14 protein-coding genes and 1 tRNA gene are annotated in these 17,442 nt (G+C 73.5%); 9 read left to right on the top strand and 6 right to left on the bottom strand.

Annotated elements, in window-relative coordinates:
* Positions 1–297: 297 nt before the first annotated feature.
* Together V6U81_RS27385 and V6U81_RS27380 are read right to left on the bottom strand one after the other, a co-directional pair.
* Positions 298–1,860, bottom strand: a complete 1,563-nt coding sequence (locus tag V6U81_RS27385) for an MFS transporter (RefSeq protein ID WP_420884100.1) — start codon at positions 1,858–1,860, stop codon at positions 298–300.
* 46 nt (positions 1,861–1,906) lie between these two features.
* The gene (locus tag V6U81_RS27380; RefSeq protein ID WP_334493672.1) at positions 1,907–2,143 is read right to left on the bottom strand and encodes a hypothetical protein; all 237 of its coding nucleotides are present in this window, start codon (positions 2,141–2,143) and stop codon (positions 1,907–1,909) included.
* 138 nt (positions 2,144–2,281) lie between these two features.
* On the opposite strand from V6U81_RS27380, the gene V6U81_RS27375 reads away from it, so the two are divergent.
* Positions 2,282–3,415, top strand: a complete 1,134-nt coding sequence (locus V6U81_RS27375; RefSeq protein WP_334493669.1) for a geranylgeranyl reductase family protein — start codon at positions 2,282–2,284, stop codon at positions 3,413–3,415.
* Between the two features lie 18 nt (positions 3,416–3,433).
* Here the strand turns inward: V6U81_RS27375 and V6U81_RS27370 are convergent, their stop codons facing one another.
* Positions 3,434–4,480 carry an NAD(P)-dependent alcohol dehydrogenase gene (locus V6U81_RS27370; RefSeq protein WP_334493666.1) on the bottom strand — a complete coding sequence of 349 codons (1,047 nt, stop codon included), beginning with the start codon at positions 4,478–4,480 and terminating at the stop codon, positions 3,434–3,436.
* 86 nt (positions 4,481–4,566) lie between these two features.
* Here V6U81_RS27370 and V6U81_RS27365 point away from each other — a divergent pair, with 86 nt between their 5' ends.
* A complete protein-coding gene (locus V6U81_RS27365) occupies positions 4,567–4,755 on the top strand; it encodes a hypothetical protein (RefSeq protein WP_334493663.1) in 189 nt (62 codons plus the stop codon).
* A 51-nt stretch (positions 4,756–4,806) separates the two neighbouring features.
* Here V6U81_RS27365 and V6U81_RS27360 read toward each other — a convergent pair whose 3' ends face one another.
* Positions 4,807–6,600: a bifunctional metallophosphatase/5'-nucleotidase gene (locus V6U81_RS27360; RefSeq protein ID WP_334493660.1), complete on the bottom strand. Its 1,794-nt coding sequence runs from the start codon at positions 6,598–6,600 to the stop codon at positions 4,807–4,809.
* A 236-nt stretch (positions 6,601–6,836) separates the two neighbouring features.
* Here V6U81_RS27360 and V6U81_RS27355 point away from each other — a divergent pair, with 236 nt between their 5' ends.
* Entirely contained in the window at positions 6,837–7,739 is a 903-nt protein-coding gene (locus tag V6U81_RS27355; RefSeq protein WP_334493656.1) for an SDR family oxidoreductase, read from the top strand.
* Between the two features lie 34 nt (positions 7,740–7,773).
* Here V6U81_RS27355 and V6U81_RS27350 read toward each other — a convergent pair whose 3' ends face one another.
* Complete coding sequence (locus tag V6U81_RS27350; protein WP_334493654.1) at positions 7,774–8,427, bottom strand: nucleotidyl transferase AbiEii/AbiGii toxin family protein; 654 nt, start codon at positions 8,425–8,427, stop codon at positions 7,774–7,776.
* Positions 8,424–8,753 carry a hypothetical protein gene (locus V6U81_RS27345; RefSeq protein ID WP_334493651.1) on the bottom strand — a complete coding sequence of 110 codons (330 nt, stop codon included), beginning with the start codon at positions 8,751–8,753 and terminating at the stop codon, positions 8,424–8,426. Before V6U81_RS27345 ends, V6U81_RS27350 begins: the two co-directional genes overlap by 4 nt.
* A gap of 399 nt (positions 8,754–9,152) precedes the next feature.
* On the opposite strand from V6U81_RS27345, the gene fdh reads away from it, so the two are divergent.
* The 6 genes from fdh to selB form a co-directional block, all read left to right on the top strand.
* A complete protein-coding gene (fdh, locus tag V6U81_RS27340) occupies positions 9,153–12,455 on the top strand; it encodes a formate dehydrogenase (protein WP_334493649.1) in 3,303 nt (1,100 codons plus the stop codon).
* Positions 12,448–13,545, top strand: a complete 1,098-nt coding sequence (locus tag V6U81_RS27335) for a 4Fe-4S dicluster domain-containing protein (protein ID WP_334493646.1) — start codon at positions 12,448–12,450, stop codon at positions 13,543–13,545. Before fdh ends, V6U81_RS27335 begins: the two co-directional genes overlap by 8 nt.
* Positions 13,546–13,754: 209 nt before the next feature.
* Positions 13,755–14,900, top strand: coding sequence for an NrfD/PsrC family molybdoenzyme membrane anchor subunit (gene nrfD / locus V6U81_RS27330; RefSeq protein WP_420884101.1), 1,146 nt, complete (start codon positions 13,755–13,757; stop codon positions 14,898–14,900).
* Between the two features lie 45 nt (positions 14,901–14,945).
* Positions 14,946–15,041 (top strand) — tRNA-Sec (locus tag V6U81_RS27325).
* Between the two features lie 24 nt (positions 15,042–15,065).
* The gene (selA, locus tag V6U81_RS27320; RefSeq protein WP_334493643.1) at positions 15,066–16,364 is read left to right on the top strand and encodes an L-seryl-tRNA(Sec) selenium transferase; all 1,299 of its coding nucleotides are present in this window, start codon (positions 15,066–15,068) and stop codon (positions 16,362–16,364) included.
* 1 nt (position 16,365) lies between these two features.
* Positions 16,366–17,442: selenocysteine-specific translation elongation factor (selB, locus tag V6U81_RS27315; RefSeq protein ID WP_334493640.1), on the top strand; the 1,077-nt coding region annotated here is incomplete at its 3' end.

The following is a 17,442-nucleotide window of genomic DNA, read 5'->3' as shown; positions in this document are numbered from 1 at the left end:
AGGTCTCCGCGTACCCGGACGCCTACGCCCAGTGGGAGCAGCAGGCCGCCGACCTCGTCGCCACGCACTGGAACAGCTGACCCCGCAAGCAAGCAACGCTGGCCGGCACCCCTCACGGGGTGCCGGCCAGCGGCGTATCCGAATCTTGGACAGTTGCCGTCCACAGCTGACCCCAACCGTCCAAGATCTCCCCACCCCATCCGCCCAACCGCGTTGATCATGAGGTTGGCGGCAGTGGAGGAGATCCACACCGCCGGTAACCTCATGATCAACGCGGCGAGGAGGCGGGGACGGGCGTCAGGGGCCGTCGGTGGCCGAGGAGTGGGCTGGGGGGTGCGACGAGGGGTGGTCCGCGTGGCGGCTCAGCGCCACGTCGAGCAGGGCCGCTATCAGGGCGAGCGCGATGATGCCCGTGGCCAGCAGCAGCGAGTGCCGGAAGGCGGCCGACCAGTCCCCGCGCGTACTGGACAGCGACGAGAAGAACACCGACCCGACCGCCGCGATGCCGGCGGCCGAACCGATCCGCTGACCGGTCTGCAGCATCCCGGCGGCACTGCCGGCCTGGGGAACGGGTACCTCGGCGAGGGTCAGCGTCTGGTTCGGAGCGATGACCAGGCCGCTGCCCAGCCCGGCGAGCAGCAGAGGCACCGCCGTCAGCAGCGGTACCGAGCCGGACGGGGTACCGCGCAGCACGACGACCACCGCGCCGAGGCTGAGCACCACGACGGCGAGGCCGACGCCGACCAGCGGCCGGCCGAACCGGTTGACGACCCGGCCGCCGAGGGCGGAGGCCAGCGCGGACCCGAGGGCGAACGGGGTGATCGCCAGGCCGGCGACGAGTGCGCTGTACCCGAGGCCGTTCTGCAGGTAGAGGGTGAAGATGAAGAAGATCGCGGTGAACCCGCCGAAATAGATCAGCGCGATCAACGCGCCGAGGGTGTACGACCGCACCCCGAACAGCCGCAGGTCGAACAGCGGCGTCTGCTGGCGGGCGTACCGGTGTTCCCAGAGCCCGAAGCCGGCCAGCAGCAGGAGTCCGGCCGGCACGAGCGCCCACTTCCAGCCGCTGTGCCACTGTTCCCGCTGCACCAGCGGCAGGAGCAGGCACACCACGCCGATGCCGAGCAGCAGCACCCCGACCGGGTCGAGTCGGTGCCGGTCGGGCTGCCCGGTGGGGCGGGACGGCAGCAGCCGCCAGCCGAGCAGCACCGCGACGATGCCGACCGGCACGTTGACGAAGAAGACCCACCGCCAGCCGTGCGCCTCGCCGCCGAGCTGAATGAGCAGCCCACCGAGCAGCGGGCCGACGGCGGTGGAGATGCCGATGGTGGCGCCGAGCAGCCCGAAGGCGCGGCCCCGCTCGGAGCCCCGGAACAGCTGCTGGATCAGCCCGGTGACCTGTGGGTTGACGATGCCGGCCGCGGCGCCCTGGAGCAGCCGGGCGGCCACCAGCCAGCCGGGGGAGGTCGCCAGGCCGGCGAGCGCGCTGGTGAGCGTGAACAGGGCGATGCCCAGCACGAAGGCGTTGCGCCGCCCGCGGGCGTCGCCGAACCGGCCGGCCGGCACCAGGATCAGGCCGAAGGTCAGCGCGTACCCGGAGAGCACCCACTGCAGGTCGCTCGGGCTGGCGTGCAGCGCCTTCTCCACCGACGGCACCGCGACGTTGACGATGCTGACGTCCAGCAGCGTCATGAACGCGGCGACCAGTCCGACGCCGAGGGCATGCCACCGGCGCCGGTCCCCGTCCGGCGACGGCGCGGTGCTCACCGCCGACCCGCGATCCGTCGACCCGCGATCCGTCGACCCGCGATCCGCCGACTCGCGATCCGTCGACCCGCGATCCGTCGGTCGATCATGCATGTCCGACCGCTACCCGGGCCGCTCCCCGGCAAACCGGACGGGACGGTCACGCCATCTGGCGGGCACACCACCGCGGGCCGAAGTCGAGCCCTGCCATCGGCGAGTCCTCCCGGTGCAACAGGCCCTTCTCGGTGAGCAGGTGCAGCGGGGCGTGGATGTCCTCCTCGGGCATGCCGGATTCCGCGGCGATCAGGTCGGGGTAGGGCACCTGTCCGCGCGTCTCCAGCGCGGACACCGCCTCGTACACCCGTACCTCGGTCTCCGACAGACGGAACTGCTGCATGGTGACCTCCTTGCTGTGACCCGCCCCGTCGGGCGGGGCGTCTGGGTACTGCGGCTTACCCGCCAGATGTCCGACAATGCCCACCCGGACGGGCGGTCGTGTGCGGCCGGCCGCGCCGGGTTGGCCTAGGCTGACGGCGTGATCATCTGGGATCTCGTGGTGGTGGGCGCCGGCCCCGCGGGGCTCGCCGCCGCCCGGGTCGCGGCCGCGGCGGGCGTCCGCACGCTGGTGCTGGACCGGACCACCCATCCCCGCTACAAGACCTGCGGCGGGGGCCTGATCGGCACCTCGCTCTCCGCCGTCGCCGGTCGGATCGAGGTGCCGGCGCACGACCGGGTCGACCGGGTCACCTTCACCCGGGACGGGCGACGTGGTTTCACCCGCCGGCACCGCACGCCGCTGGTGTCCATGGTGCGCCGGGACGAGTTCGACGACCGGTTGCGCGCGGCCGCGGTGTCCGCCGGGGCCGAGGTCCGCGGCGGTGTCGCCGTCCGCGGCCTCGACCAGGACCCCGACGGGGTACGCGTACGGCTGGCCGACGGCACCTCGGTGACCTCCCGGACGGTGATCGGGGCGGACGGCTCCTCCGGGATCACCTCCCGGCACGTGGGGGTCCGCTTCCGCCAGGTCGACCTGGGCCTGGAACGGGAACTGCCGGTCCCGCCCGACATCGCGCGCCGCTGGCAGGGCCGGCTGCTGCTGGACTGGGGCGCCATCCCGGGCTCCTACGCCTGGGTCTTCCCCAAGGCCGACACGTTGACCGTCGGGGTGATCGCGGCGCGCGGCGAAGGGGAACGGACCCGGGACTACCTGCGCCGATTCGTCGACCGGCTGGGGCTGTCCGACATCGACCCGGAGCACGACTCGGGGCACCTGACCCGGTGCCGGGCCGAGGACTCGCCGCTGCGGCGCGACCGCGTGCTGGTGGTCGGCGACGCGGCCGGCCTGCTGGAGCCGTGGAGCCGGGAGGGGATCAGCTTCGCGCTGCGCTCCGGCGCCCTCGCCGGGGAGGCGGTGGCCGCCGGCGACCCGGACCGCTACGAGCGGGACGTACATGCGCGGCTGGTGCCGTCGATGCGCGCCGGGCACCGGCTGCTGGAGGTGTTCGAGCGTCGGCCCGACGTCTTCCACGCACTGCTGGCGACCCCGGCCGGCTGGTCGATGTTCGTGCGGTTCTGCCAGGGCCGGGCGAGCTTCGACCGGACGCTGGACCGGGCCCCGGTGCGGGCCGCGATGGCGTTGCTGGACCGGCTGCCGGCGGCCCGCCGGTAGCCTGAGCGCCCCGGCGGCTCAGGGCACGATCACCGCCCGGCCGTGGATCTCGCCCCGCCGCAGCAGGTCGTACGCCTCCGGCGCCCGGTCCAGGGGGAAGATCTGCACGTCGGCGTTGAGCAGTCCCACCCGCCCCAGGGCGATCACCTCCTGAAGTTCGGCCCGGGTACCCCAGAACGGGATCACCACGCTGGTCTCCAGCGGCATGGTGGGCGGCTCGTCGGCGACCGGCCGCACCGGCAGGGTGCCGCCGCCCAGGCCCACCAGGAGCAGCCGGCCGCCGGTGGAGACCACCGAACGGGCGGTGGTGAGGGTGGGATCGACGCCCACGCAGTCGATCACCACGTCGGCGCCGTCCGGTGCCGGTCCGACGATCTCGCGGATCTTCTCCACCGTCTCCGGGCCGGCCTGCACGACGTGGTGCGCGCCCATCCGGGTGGCCAGGTCCAGGGCGGCGACGTTGCTGTCCACGGCGATGATCCGCACGGCGGTGGTGGCGGCCAGGATCTGCACCGCCATGTGCCCCAGCCCGCCGATCCCGATCACCACGCAGGACGTTCCGGGGCGCAGCGCCGGGCGGGCCAACTCGATCGCGTGGTACGGGGTGAGCCCGGCGTCGGTCAGCGGCGCGGCCTGGGCCAGCTCCAGGTTGCCCACGTGCAGCAGCCGGGAGGCGGGCAGCGCCACGTACTCGGCGAGACCGCCGTCGCGGCTGAGCCCGATGCCGCCCGGCGGGACGGTGCGGCACTCGTTCTCCCGCCCGTGCAGGCAGCCCCGGCAGGTGCCGCAGCCGATGATGCCGTACACGGCGACGGGGTCCCCGGTCGACCAGCCGGTCACCCCGGCCCCGAGGGTGTGCACGGTGCCGGCGATCTCGTGGCCGAGCGTGATCGGAGTGGGGAAGAGCCCCGGCGGCGCGTCGAGGATGTGCAGGTCGGAGTGGCAGACGCCGACCGCGCCGACGGCGAGCAGCACCTCGCCGGGGCCGGCGGTCGGGGTGGGCACCTCGACCTGTTCGAGCGCCCCGGGGGCGGTCATCCGTACCGCGCGCAAGTCGTCCTCCACCTGGTCGCCGACGCCGTTCGTCGGCCCGGCTTACCCCCGACCGGTAGGTTGATGCGACGCTGGACGGGCGGGCGCACAATGCGGGCATGGCCGACGACGAGTCGTTCACCGACGAGGAGTACGCCTTCCTGCGCCATGTCCGCTTCGGCGAGCTGCCCCCGGCGGTCCGCCCGGAGGACCGGGTGGAGTTCACCGAGACCGACCCGCGCCGCGACCGCCCCGAGCCGGCCGGCAACCCGGACGACTGGAACCTGCGCCTCGGCCCGGGCGGCTGAGACGCGGACGGGCCGCGGGGGAGACCCCCACGGCCCGTCACGTGGTACGGATCAGAAGACCGGCACGCCCTCGCGGACCAGCTTCCAGTTCGGCACGAAGAAGTCGGCCGGGTTGATCGTCCCCTTCGCCTGCGCCCAGTCGATGAGCAGCTGGCGGATCTCCTGCTGCTCGTTGTAGACCTGGGTCTTGACGATGCCGGGGAAGTTGCCGCCGCCGCTGCGTCGGTAGTTGTTCACCGCGATGACGAACTGCGCGTCCGCCGCGACAGCGGTGTCGGTACCCGGGAGCACCAGGCGGGTGATCCGCTGGCCGACCGGCTTGGAGATGTCGATGTCGTAGTCGACGCCCGAGATCACGTCGTAGTTGTAGTCTGGCACCAGCGGGTCGCTGATCGTGGCCGGGTCGACGGTCGCGCCCACCGCGAGGGTCTTGAAGTACTTCGCCGAGTACTCCAGGTAGGCCCGCAGCTCGGCGCCGGTGAGCACCACGGCCTCGAGGGTGTTGTCGAAGACGTACAGGCCGGCCACGTCGCGGATGCGCACGTCGCCCTGCGGGAAGACCGCGGTCCGGCTGAACGGCGCCGCGATCGACAGCACCGGCAGCGTCGCGTACGACGTGCTGGCGAGGGCCTTGGTGACGACCTCGGTCTGGACGTGGTTGATGAAGTCCAGGATCGGGGTGTCCTTGTACCGCGACTCGGCGGCCGACAGTTCCTCGGAGGACTGGGCGACGACGGTGTTGACGTAGTCGACGGTCTTGCTGTGCTGGCCGCGTACGGCCGCGAGCACCGCCGGGTCCTCCACCACGGTGTTGGTGTTCAGCATGGTGGCGCCCTTGGTGACGACCTTCCAGGTGCCGCGCACCTTCTGGACGGTGAAGTCCATCCGGGTCAGCCGCTGGCCCCACTTCGACGGCTCGGCGGTGAGCACCTGCGCGCCGGTGGCGGTGTTGGTGACGAACCGCTCCACGACCTCGGCGTGGGCGTGACCGAAGAGGATCGCGTCGATGCCGGCGACCTGCTGGGCGATCAGCGCGACCGGGTTCTCGTTCGGCAGCTCCGGGCCGTAGCTGGAGGTGCCGCTGTCGCCACCGTGGGCGGAGATGATGACCAGGTCGGCGCCGCGCTCGCGCATGATCGGCACCCACTTGGCGGCGGTCTCGACCATGCCGGGGAAGACCAGCTTGCCCTCGACGTTGCCCTTGTCCCAGATGGCCACGCCCGGGTTGGTCAGGCCGAGGATGCCGACGTTGATGGTCGGGGAGTCCCAGCCGCCGAGCTGGACCTTCTTGATCACGTACGGCAGGTAGGCCGGCTTGCCGGTGGCCTCGTTGACCGCGTTCGCGGCGAGCGCCGGGAAGCCCAGCTGCGAGATCCACGTCGCCAGCAGCGGCAGGCCGTAGTTGAACTCGTGGTTGCCCAGGGTCACCGCGTCGTACTTCAGGATGTTCATGGCGTTGGCCATCGGGTGCGTCTCACCGGTGCTGGTGATCGGCTCCTGCTTGGCGTAGTACGTGGCCAGCGGCGTGCCCTGGATGGTGTCACCGGCGTCGAGGACGAGGGTGGCCTTGCCCGCGCGCTCCGCGCGGATCTGGTTGACCAGGGTGGCCAGCTTGGCGACGCCGACGTCGTTGTGCTTGCTGTCGTCGTACTCGGCGTCCTTGTAGTAGTCCCAGTTGTAGACGTTGCCGTGGGTGTCCGAGGTGCCCAGGATGGTCAGGTCCCAGGTCTTCGGGCCCGTCGACTCGGCCGCCCGCGCGGGGGCGCCGGCGATCAGCGGCGCGGTCGCCGCGGCGGCGGCGGCGGCCAGCACCTGGCGGCGCGAGGCGCCGGAGGAGGAGGTCATGAGGTGCCTTTCCATGGGGGTGGACGCGCCTCGTGGGCGCCGTTGCGCACCCTAACCACCCTGCTGTCCCTCCCGCCACAGCAGGCCGCGGTGTTTCATCCCACCGGCACCAAGGGCCACCCGCTTGTAACACGTCGGCCACCCCGGACGCCCCGTCCGGTCGTTTCTCCCCGTCCGGCCGGGGTAGGGCGGATGAGGACCGGATCGGACGAATGGACGTACCGAGGAGCACCGCCGTGAGCCAGGACCAGTACACCCCGCAGGACCCCACTCACCAGTACGGCCAGCAGGAGGGCCAGCCCGCCCAGCAGCAGTCGGCGCCGGGCTCGACGAGGGAGATGGGTCCGAAGCCCGACCACGGCGAGGAGTCGTACCGGGGCAGTGGGCGGCTGGAGGGCAAGCGTGCCCTGATCACCGGCGGTGACTCCGGGATCGGCCGGGCGGTCGCCATCGCCTTCGCTCGGGAGGGCGCCGACGTCGTCATCTCCTACCTCGCCGAGGAGGAGGAGTCGGACGCCCGGGAGACCGTCCGGCTCGTCGAGGAGGCCGGCCGCAGGGGAGTGGCGGTCCGTACCGACATCCGCGAGGAGCAGCACTGCCGGGACCTGGTCGAGCGGACCGTCTCCGACCTGGGCGGCATCGACATCCTGGTGAACAACGCCGCCTACCAGATGTCGCAGGACGACGGCATCTCGGCGATCAGCACCGAGCAGTTCGACCGGGTGTTGAAGACCAACCTGTACGCCATGTTCTGGCTCTGCAAGCTGGCGATCCCGCACCTGAAGGAGGGCTCGGCGATCATCAACACCACGTCGATCCAGGCCTTCGACCCGTCCCCGCAGTTGCTCGACTACGCCACCACCAAGGCCGGCATCGCGAACTTCACCAAGGGTCTCGCCGCCCAACTGGCCGAGCAGGGCATCCGGGTCAACGCCGTCGCGCCCGGCCCGATCTGGACGCCGCTGATTCCGGCCACCATGCCGCAGGACAAGGTCAAGGAGTTCGGCACCGACACCCCGATGGGCCGCCCCGGGCAGCCCGCCGAACTGGCCCCGGCGTACGTCTTCTTCGCCTCGCAGGAGTCCAGTTACGTCACCGGGGAGATCCTCGGAGTGACCGGCGGCCGGCCCACCAAGTGAGCGGGGCACGCCCCGCCGGCCGGTCGTCGCCCGGTCAGCGGGGCCAGTCGGCCATTCGGCGGCGCAGCGCGGCGACCTGCGCGGCGTCCAGGCCGTACCGGGCGAACCGCTGGTCCGGCACCCGGTCCAGGTAGCGCCCGGCCTCCCGCACGTCGTCCGGGTCGAGCGCCGGGTCGGCCTGCCGGGCCAGCTCCAGCAGTTCGGCCACCCGGTAGTGGTCCAGCGCCGAGGAGACGTCGATGTAGTCGCGTACCTCGCGCCGATTGACCAGGGCGGCGGTCTTGTTGGCCACCAGGTCCCGGACGTCCATCACCGGGCCCAGGTCCATCACCACCGGGGAGCGGTGCCGGTCCAGCCGGGCCAGGCTCAACCGGATCTGCCGGTCGCCCCGGGTCACCACGAAGTCCTTCAGGTCCCGGTCGAAGCCTTCGAAGAGGCCGCCCAGCTCGCTGTCCGGGTCGGCGTCGGCGACGGTGAAGCCGGCCCGTTCCAGCGCCGCGCGGACCTCGGTGGCGGCGGCCGCGGCGGCGCCCTCCACGTCGGCGAAGAGGTCGACGTCCTCGGTGGGGCGGGTGACCAGCCCGTGCGCCGCCCAGGCGACCCCGCCGCCGAGCACGAACCGGTGCGGCCCGGCCGCGGTCAGCGCCACCCGGGCCACCTCCCGGTAGAAGTCGTGCAGGTGGGTCACGCGACCCGCAGACCCCGGTGCCGGCTCTCCCAGGCCTGCCGGACGCCGCGCGGCAGGTTGAGCCGCCGCCACACCCGGCGCAGCGTGCGCCCGTTGATCAGGTGTCGCAGGTCCTCGGCGCGGGTGGTCTCCCGCAGCACGTTCTCGTACATCCAGAGCAACTGGTCCGGGTCGGCGAGGTCGAACGTGCGGTCGGCGTTCCACATCAACCGCACCGGCAGCTCCACCACCCCCCGGGTGGGGCCGGCCAGCTCCGCCAGAGTGCGCGCCACCACCGCGGGACGGCCCGGGCGGGCCAGGTGGGCGGTCGGCATGGTGGCCTGCATGGTCTCAGGGTAACGCCGGATCCGCTTTTTCCCGCCACCCACCTGCTGGCGGCACCCTCTCCACCCCCGATCAACCGGGGTGGTGGCGGTCACTGGTGGGTGGGGAAGGGTGGGTGGGGGTAGCGTGTTGTGACGGGTGTCGGTGTGTCCAGTGTCCCCGGGCCTCACCTAAATTGCCTTCGCGGAATACCGTTCGGCTGGAGCCGCGTCGTGCCACTCGCCGAGAGGCGACCTGCACACCGACACCTACAGCGCCGCCCCCGACCCGTCAGGGCCGGGGGCGGCGCTGCTCTGCGACCTGCGGGAAAAAGATCGCCGGCTCGAGTCGCGCCGCCCGACACCCTGTCCTATGTTCAGGAGGTCAGCTTCCCGCGGCGTGGTGGAGGAGGTGCGGTCCGCGTGGGTCTGCGTACCTTCATCGAGGGCTGGCCGGTCTACCGGCAGCTCACCGGCACCGACCCGCTGGGTCGGGGCGCCGCGGCGCAGTCCGGGCGCTCGGCGGAACTCACCGCCCGCACCGAGACCGCGGACAGCATGGCCCGCTCGGTCTGCCCCTATTGCGCGGTCGGTTGCGGCCAGCGGGTCTTCGTCAAGGACGGTCGGGTCACCCAGATCGAAGGCGACCCGGACAGCCCGATCTCCCGCGGCCGGCTCTGCCCGAAGGGTTCGGCCAGCAAGAGCCTGGTGACGAGCCCGCTGCGGCAGACCAAGGTCCGCTACCGCCGGCCGTACGCGACCGACTGGGAGGACCTGGAGCTCGACGTCGCGCTCGACATGATCGCCGACCGGATCCTCGCCGCCCGCGAGGAGACCTGGGAGGACGTCGACGACAAGGGCCGGCCGCTCAACCGCACGCTGGGCATCTCCAGCCTGGGCGGGGCGACGCTGGACAACGAGGAGAACTACCTCATCAAGAAGCTGTTCACGGCGATGGGGGCACTCCAGATCGAGAACCAGGCCCGTATTTGACACTCCGCCACCGTCCCCGGTCTGGGGGCCAGCTTCGGTCGCGGTGGTGCGACGGACTTCCAGCAGGACGTCGCCAACGCTGACGTCATCGTCATCCAGGGTTCGAACATGGCCGAGGCCCACCCGGTGGGCTTCCAGTGGGTGATGGAGGCCAAGCGCCGCGGCGCCAAGGTCTTCCACATCGACCCCCGGTTCACCCGGACCAGCGCCGTGGCCGACACGTACCTGCCGATCCGGGCGGGAACCGACATCGCGCTGCTCGGCGGCGTCGTCAACTACATCCTGGCGAACGAGCTCGACTTCCGGGAGTACGTGCTGGCGTACACGAACGCCGCGACGATCGTCAGCGAGCGCTTCTCCGACACCGAGGACGGCGACGGCCTCTTCTCCGGCTTCGACCCGGAGACCGGCAGCTACGTACAGGACAGCTGGCAGTACGCGGGCCACGAGGACTCTTCGGGCAGCGGGCACACCGCCAAGGAGCGGGACACCGCCGCCGGGCTGCGGCACGAGTCGCACGGCGCGCAGGTCGGCGGGGAGACCCAGCGGGACGAGACGTTGCAGCACCCGCGCTGCGTCTACCAGATCCTGAAGCGGCACTTCGCCCGCTACACCCCGGAGATGGTGGAGCGGGTCTGCGGCATCCCGCAGGAGAAGTTCCTGGAGCTGGCCCGCGCCTGGACGGAGAACTCCGGGCGGGAGCGCACCGGCTGCCTGGTCTACTCGGTGGGCTGGACCCAGCACAGCGTCGGGGTGCAGTACATCCGTACCGGCGCGATCATCCAGCTGCTGCTGGGCAACCTGGGCCGTCCCGGCGGCGGGGTGCTCGCCCTGCGCGGACACGCCAGCATCCAGGGCTCCACCGACATCCCCACGCTGTTCAACCTGCTCCCCGGCTACCTGCCGATGCCGCACCACGCCGACCACCCGACCTTCGGCGAGTGGGTGGACAGCATCCGCCACCCCGGCCAGAAGGGCTTCTGGGGCAACGCGCGGTCCTTCGCCGCGAGCCTGCTCAAGGCGTACTGGGGGGACGCGGCGACGCCGGAGAACGACTTCTGTTACGGCTACCTGCCCCGGATGACCGGCGACCACGGCACCTACCAGCAGGTGCTCAACATGATCGACGGCAAGATCAAGGGCTACTTCCTGCTCGGCCAGAACCCGGCGGTCGGTTCCGCGCACGGCCGCGCCCAGCGGCTCGGCATGGCCAACCTCGACTGGCTGGTCGTCCGCGACCTGTTCGAGATCGAGAGCGCCACGTTCTGGAAGAACGCCCCGGAGGTGGCCACCGGAGAGATCGTGCCGGAGGAGTGCCGCACCGAGGTGTTCTTCCTGCCCGCCGCCTCGCACGTGGAGAAGGAGGGCACCTTCACCCAGACGCAGCGGCTGCTGCAGTGGCGGGAGAAGGCCCTCGACCCGCCGAACGACGCCCGTTCCGAGCTGTGGTTCTTCTACCACCTCGGGCGCAAGCTGCGGGAGAAGCTGGCCGACTCGGACAAGCCCCGGGACCGGGCGCTGCTCGACCTGGCCTGGGACTATCCCACGCACGGTCCGAAGGCCGAGCCGAGCGCCGAGGCGGTGCTCAAGGAGATCAACGGGTACGACGTGGCCACCGGCCGCCCGCTGTCCGCGTTCACCGAGGCGCGCGACGACGGCTCCACTGCCGTCGGCTGCTGGATCTACACCGGGGTGTACGCCGACGGCGTCAACCAGGCGGCCCGGCGCAAGTCCCGGCACGAGCAGGACTGGGTGGCCGCCGAGTGGGGCTGGGCCTGGCCGGCGAACCGCCGCACCCTCTACAACCGCGCCTCCGCCGACCCGGAGGGGCGGCCGTGGAGCGAGCGGAAGAAGTACGTCTGGTGGGACGAGGAGAAGGGCGAATGGACCGGCCACGACGTGCCGGACTTCGAGAAGACCAAGCCGCCGACGTACCGGCCGCCGCACGGCGCCTCCGGCCCCGAGGGGATCGCCGGCGACGACGCGTTCGTCATGCAGGCCGACGGTAAGGGCTGGCTCTACGCGCCGAGCGGGGTGCTCGACGGCCCGCTGCCGACGCACTACGAGCCGGCCGAGTCGCCGATGCGCAACCCGCTCTACGGGCAGCAGGCCAACCCGATGCGCAAGGTCTACGCGCACCCGGTGAACTCGGTGAACCCGAGCCCGCCGCAGGAGCACAGTCAGGTCTACCCGTACGTGTTCACGGTCAGCCGGCTCACCGAGCACCACACCGCCGGCGGGATGAGCCGGACGGTACGCCCACTGGCCGAGCTTCAGCCGGAGATGTTCGTCGAGGTGTCGCCGGAGCTGGCCGCCGAGGCGGGGCTGACCCACCTGGGCTGGGCGCACCTGGTCAGCGGACGGGCGGCGATCGAGGCGAAGGTGCTGGTCACCGACCGGCTCACCCCGCTGCGGGTGGACGGCCGGGTGATCCACCAGGTCTGGCTGCCGTACCACTTCGGGTTCGAGGGTGTGGTCACCGGCGACTCGGCGAACGACCTGTTCGGCATCACCCTGGACCCGAACGTGCTGATCCAGGAGAGCAAGGTCGGCACCTGCGACGTCCGTCCCGGCCGCCGGCCGACCGGCCCGGCGCTGCGGAAACTCGTCGACGACTACCGGCGGCGGGCCGGGATCGTGTCGGGCGAGGTCCCGCCGATGGTGACCACCGAGGTCCGGCATCCGGCCGGGTCCAGCGACGACGGGCCGAGGGAGAACGGCGACGATGCCTGACGCCAACAGCCTCTACGGCCCACTCGACCCCGCCCCGGACGCCGGCTGGGTCGAGGCCGGGCCGCGGATGGGCTTCTTCACCGACACCAGCGTCTGCATCGGGTGCAAGGCGTGCGAGGTGGCCTGCAAGGAGTGGAACGGGGTCCCGGACTCCGGCTTCGACCTGCTCGGCATGTCGTACGACAACACCGGGGCACTGACCGCGAACTCCTGGCGACACGTGGCCTTCATCGAGCAGCCGGTCCCGGCCGGGCACCGCACCCCGCCGTTCGCCGGTAACCCGACGGGCGGTTCGGTGAGCGCCTCGTCGGCGGCCGTGGCGGCCGGTACGGGCAACCCGACCGGCACCGATCCGGGAGTGCCCCCGGGTTCTCCGTCGGCCGCCGCCCGGATGGCCGGGGGCGGGCCCGCCGACGTCGTCGGGGCCCCGACGAACGGCGCCGCCCCGACCAACGGCACCCAGTTCCTGGGCATGCCCGGCGCGCAGCCGCCCGGCCGCGGCACCGGCGTCGAGGAGCGCACCGACTTCCGCTGGCTGATGATGTCGGACGTCTGCAAGCACTGCACCCATGCCGCCTGCCTGGACGTCTGCCCGACCGGGTCGCTGTTCCGCACCGAGTTCGGCACGGTCGTGGTGCAGGAGGACATCTGCAACGGCTGCGGCTACTGCATCTCGGCCTGCCCGTACGGCGTGATCGACCAGCGCAAGGGCGACGGCCGGGCCTGGAAGTGCACGCTCTGCTACGACCGGCTCGGCGCCGGCATGACCCCGGCCTGCGCGCAGGCCTGCCCGACCGAGTCGATCCAGTTCGGCCCGCTGGACGAGTTGCGGGAGCGGGCCGCGCAGCGGGTCACCGCGCTGCACGAGCGGGGCGTGCCGGAGGCCCGGCTCTACGGCAACGACCCGACCGACGGGGTCGGCGGCGACGGCGCGTTCTTCCTGCTGCTCGACGAGCCGGAGGTGTACGGCCTGCCGCCGGACCCGGTGGTCACCACCCGTGACCTGCCGAAGATGTGGAAGCGGGCCGGGCTGGCGGCTGTGGCCATGGCGGCGGCGGCCGTCGCCGCGTTCGTCGGAGGTTCATCGTGAGTCCGGACCGCGCCCCGGTCGGTGCCCTGTTCCGCCGCTTCCGGGAACGGCTGGAGACGGAGGGCCCCGGACGCCTGGGTGGGCCGGGCCACCGCAGCCAGGGCGGCCACGGCCCGAAGGTCGGCGTCGGCGCCAAGGGTGCCGGCGCCCCGCCGGGCGAGCCCTCGGCCGCACCGGGCGCCGACCAGCGTCGGGTCGGTGCCGGCGCCATGACGTCCGCTGCCGCCCCGTCGCCGGAACAGGCCGCGGCCGACGCACCCGACGCTGGCCGCCCCGGTGACCGCGGCGCGGGCGCGGCGCGCACCGACTCCGGCGCGGCCGAGGTGCGGCTCGCCCCCCACCCGCCCCGGGACGTCGACCCGGTGGACCGACGGGCGCGCCGCAGGCGCGGTGGGCGCGGCGGCGAGGAACTGCGCGTCCCGGAGGCCGAGTTCACCTCCTACTACGGCCGGCCCATCCTCAAGGCGCCGGTGTGGAAGTGGGACATCGCCGCGTACCTGTTCACCGGAGGCCTGGCCGCCGGCTCGTCGCTGCTGGCCGCCGGCGGGCAGCTCACCGGCCGGCCCGCGCTGCGCCGTGCCGGCCGGGTGACCGCCCTCGGCGCGGTCACCGCCAGCGCGTACTTCCTGGTCAACGACCTGGGCAAGCCGTCGCGCTTCCACCACATGCTGCGGGTGGCCAAGCCGACCTCGCCGATGTCGGTGGGCACCTGGATCCTCAGCGCCTTCGGCCCCGCCGCCGGCATCGCCGCGGTCGCCGAAGGGGCCCACTGGCTGCCCGAGCGGGGCGTGCTCGGGCTCGCCCGCCGGGTGCTGCCGCCGGTGGGGCAGGCCGCCGGCCTGGCCGCCGCGGTCACCGCGCCGGCCCTGGCCACGTACACCGGGGTGCTGCTCGCCGGGACGGCCGTGCCGTCCTGGCACGAGGCGTACCCGGAGCTCCCGACGATCTTCGCGGGCAGCGCGCTGGCCAGCGGTGCCGGCGTGGGTCTGATCGCCGCGCCCTGCGCGCAGGCCGGCCCGGCGCGCCGGTTCGCGGTGGCCGGGGCGGCGCTGGAACTGTTCGGCTCGCACTCGGTGGAGACCCGGCTGGGTCTGCTCAGCGAGCCCTACCGCACCGGCACCGCCGGGCGGCTGCTGCGCGCCGGGCGGGCGCTGACCGCCGCCGGCGTGGTCGGGGCGCTGATCGGCCGGCGCAGCCGGACGCTCTCCGCGCTCTCCGGCGGTGCGCTGCTCGCCGCGTCCCTGGCCACCCGGTTCGGCATCTTCCACGGTGGCGTCGCCTCCGCGAAGGACCCGAGGTACACGGTGGTGCCGCAGCGGGAGCGGATCCGCCGCCGGGAGGCCGGCGAGGCCTGACACCTCGCCGCGCGCCCCCCGGTCGGCTGTGGTTGACTCCAGGACGGAGGCGTTCAGGCGGCTGGTGCCCCTCCCGGTCTTCAAAACCGGTGTGGTCCGGGACCCGGGCCAGGCGGGTTCGATTCCCGTCCGTCTCCGCCAAAGCTCTCCCGGGAGATGACGCGCATGGGCGACGGGTCGGCCGACCCGCGGCGGCGGGTGCCGCGCACCGACACGCTGCTCGCCGACCCGCGGCTCGCCGCCGCCGTCGGCACCCTCGGCCGGGACCGGGTCAAGGCCGCGATCGGCCAGGCCCAGCAGCGGGCCCGGCGCGGTGAGATCACCCCCGACGAGGTACCCGACGACGCCCTCGCCGCCCTGCCGGCGCCGGCGCCCCGCGCGGTGCTCAACGCCACCGGCGTCGTGCTGCACACCAACCTCGGCCGGGCCCCGCTCTCGCCGGCCGCCGTCGCCGCGGTGGTCGCCGCCGCCGGGCACACCGACGTGGAGCTGGACCTGCGCACCGGCCGGCGGGCCCGGCGCGGGCGCGACGCGCTCGACGCGCTCGCCGCCGCCGTCCCCGACGCGGGCGCCGTGCACGTGGTCAACAACGGTGCCGCCGCGCTGGTCCTCGCTGCCACCGCCCTCGCCGCGGACGCCGAGATCGTGGTCAGCCGCGGCGAGCTGGTCGAGATCGGCGACGGGTTCCGCCTGCCCGACCTGCTGGAGAGCACCGGCGCCCGACTGCGCGAGGTCGGCACCACCAACCGCACCAGCCTGGACGACTACGCCCGAGCCGTCGGCCCCCGGACCGGCTTCGTGCTCAAGGTGCACCCCTCCAACTTCGTCGTCACCGGCTTCACCTCCGCCGTCGGCGTCCGCGAGCTGGCCACCCTCGGCGTGCCGGTGGTCGCCGACATCGGCTCCGGGCTGCTGGCGCCCGACCCGCTGCTGCTCGACGAGCCGGACGCGGCGAGCACCCTGCGCGCCGGCGCCACCCTGGTCACCGCCAGCGGCGACAAGTTGCTCGGCGGGCCGCAGGCGGGGCTGCTGCTCGGCGACGCGGCCCTGGTCGAGCGGCTGCGCCGGCATCCCCTGGCCCGGGCGCTGCGGGTCGACAAGCTCACCCTCGCCGCGCTCGCCGCCACCCTGCACACACCGGACACCCCGACCCGGGCGGCGCTGCACGCCGACCCCGCCCGGCTGCGGGCCCGGGCCGAGAGCCTGCGCGACGCCCTCGGCGCCGACGGCTGCAAGGCCGAGGTGGTGCCCAGCGCCGCCGTGGTCGGGGGCGGCGGCGCCCCCGGGGTGGAGTTGGACTCGTGGGCGCTGAGCCTGCCCGGCGCGTACGCCGAGCCGCTGCGCCTCGGCGAACCGCCGGTGCTCGGCCGGGTGGTGCGGGGCCGGCTGCTGCTGGACCTGCGCTGCGTACCGGCCGCCGCCGATCCGGTGCTGCGCGAGGCCGTGCTGCGGGCGGTCGGCTGAGATGTACGTCGTCGCCACCGCCGGGCACGTCGACCACGGCAAGTCCACGCTGGTCCGGGCGCTGACCGGGATGGAACCCGACCGGTGGGCCGAGGAACGCCGCCGGGGTATGACCATCGACCTCGGCTTCGCCTGGGCGGCGCTGCCCGCCGGCGGCACGGTGGCCTTCGTCGACGTGCCGGGGCACGAACGGTTCGTGCCGAACATGCTCGCCGGTGTCGGCCCGGTCCCCGCCGCGCTGATCGTGGTCGCCGCCGACGAGGGCTGGATGCCGCAGTCCACCGAACACCTGGCCGCCCTGCATGCGCTCGGGGTGTCGTACGGCCTGCTGGTGGTGACCCGCGCGGACCTGGCCGATCCGGGCCCGGCCCTCGCCGACGCCCGGCAGCGGATCGCCGCGACGTCGCTGGGCGCGGTGGAGGCGGTGGCGGTCAGCGCGGTCACCGGCGCCGGCCTGCCCGAGCTGCGCGCCGCCCTGGACCGGCTGGTCGCCCGGCTGCCCGCGCCGGACCTCGCCGCGCCGGTACGGCTCTGGGTGGACCGCTCGTTCACCATCCGGGGCAGCGGCACCGTCGTCACCGGCACCCTCGGCGCCGGCCGGCTGCGCGTCGGCGACGAGCTGGAACTGGCCGGCACCGGCGCGCCGGTCCGGGTGCGGGGCCTGCACTCGCTCAACGCCGCCCACGACCGGGTGGACGCGGTGGCCCGGGTCGCGGTGAACCTGCGCGGCATCGCCCGGGACCGGTTGGGGCGCGGCGACGCGCTGCTCACCCCCGGCCGGTTCCACCACACCGACCTGCTGGACGTGCGGCTGGCCGGCGACCCGGCGGCCGACCTGCCGGCCACCCTCACCCTGCACGTGGGCTCGGCCGCGGTGCCCGCCCGGGTCCGGCCGCTGGGCGCGGACACCGTACGGCTGCGGCTGGACCGGCCGCTGCCGCTGCTCATCGGCGACCGGGCGCTGCTGCGCGACCCCGGCCGGCACCACGTCGCCGGCGGGGTGACCGTGCTCGACGTCGACCCGCCGCCCCTGCGCCGGCGCGGGGCCGCCGCCGCCCGGGCGGCCGTCCTGGCCGAC

Origin of the sequence: Micromonospora lacuserhaii, from assembly GCF_036902735.1 — a bacterium.
Classification (GTDB): domain Bacteria; phylum Actinomycetota; class Actinomycetes; order Mycobacteriales; family Micromonosporaceae; genus Micromonospora.
This window is presented reverse-complemented; position numbering and strand designations above follow the sequence as displayed.

Excerpts from the sequence above, each read along its gene's own strand:
- V6U81_RS27385 (WP_420884100.1), bottom strand. The coding sequence starts at position 1,860 with ATGCATGATCGACCGACGGATCGCGGGTCGACGGATCGCGAGTCGGCG.
- V6U81_RS27380 (WP_334493672.1), bottom strand. The coding sequence starts at position 2,143 with ATGCAGCAGTTCCGTCTGTCGGAGACCGAGGTACGGGTGTACGAGGCG.
- V6U81_RS27365 (WP_334493663.1), top strand. The coding sequence starts at position 4,567 with ATGGCCGACGACGAGTCGTTCACCGACGAGGAGTACGCCTTCCTGCGC.
- V6U81_RS27360 (WP_334493660.1), bottom strand. The coding sequence starts at position 6,600 with ATGACCTCCTCCTCCGGCGCCTCGCGCCGCCAGGTGCTGGCCGCCGCC.
- V6U81_RS27345 (WP_334493651.1), bottom strand. The coding sequence starts at position 8,753 with ATGCAGGCCACCATGCCGACCGCCCACCTGGCCCGCCCGGGCCGTCCC.
- V6U81_RS27335 (WP_334493646.1), top strand. The coding sequence starts at position 12,448 with ATGCCTGACGCCAACAGCCTCTACGGCCCACTCGACCCCGCCCCGGAC.
- nrfD (WP_420884101.1), top strand. The coding sequence starts at position 13,755 with ATGACGTCCGCTGCCGCCCCGTCGCCGGAACAGGCCGCGGCCGACGCA.
- selA (WP_334493643.1), top strand. The coding sequence starts at position 15,066 with ATGGGCGACGGGTCGGCCGACCCGCGGCGGCGGGTGCCGCGCACCGAC.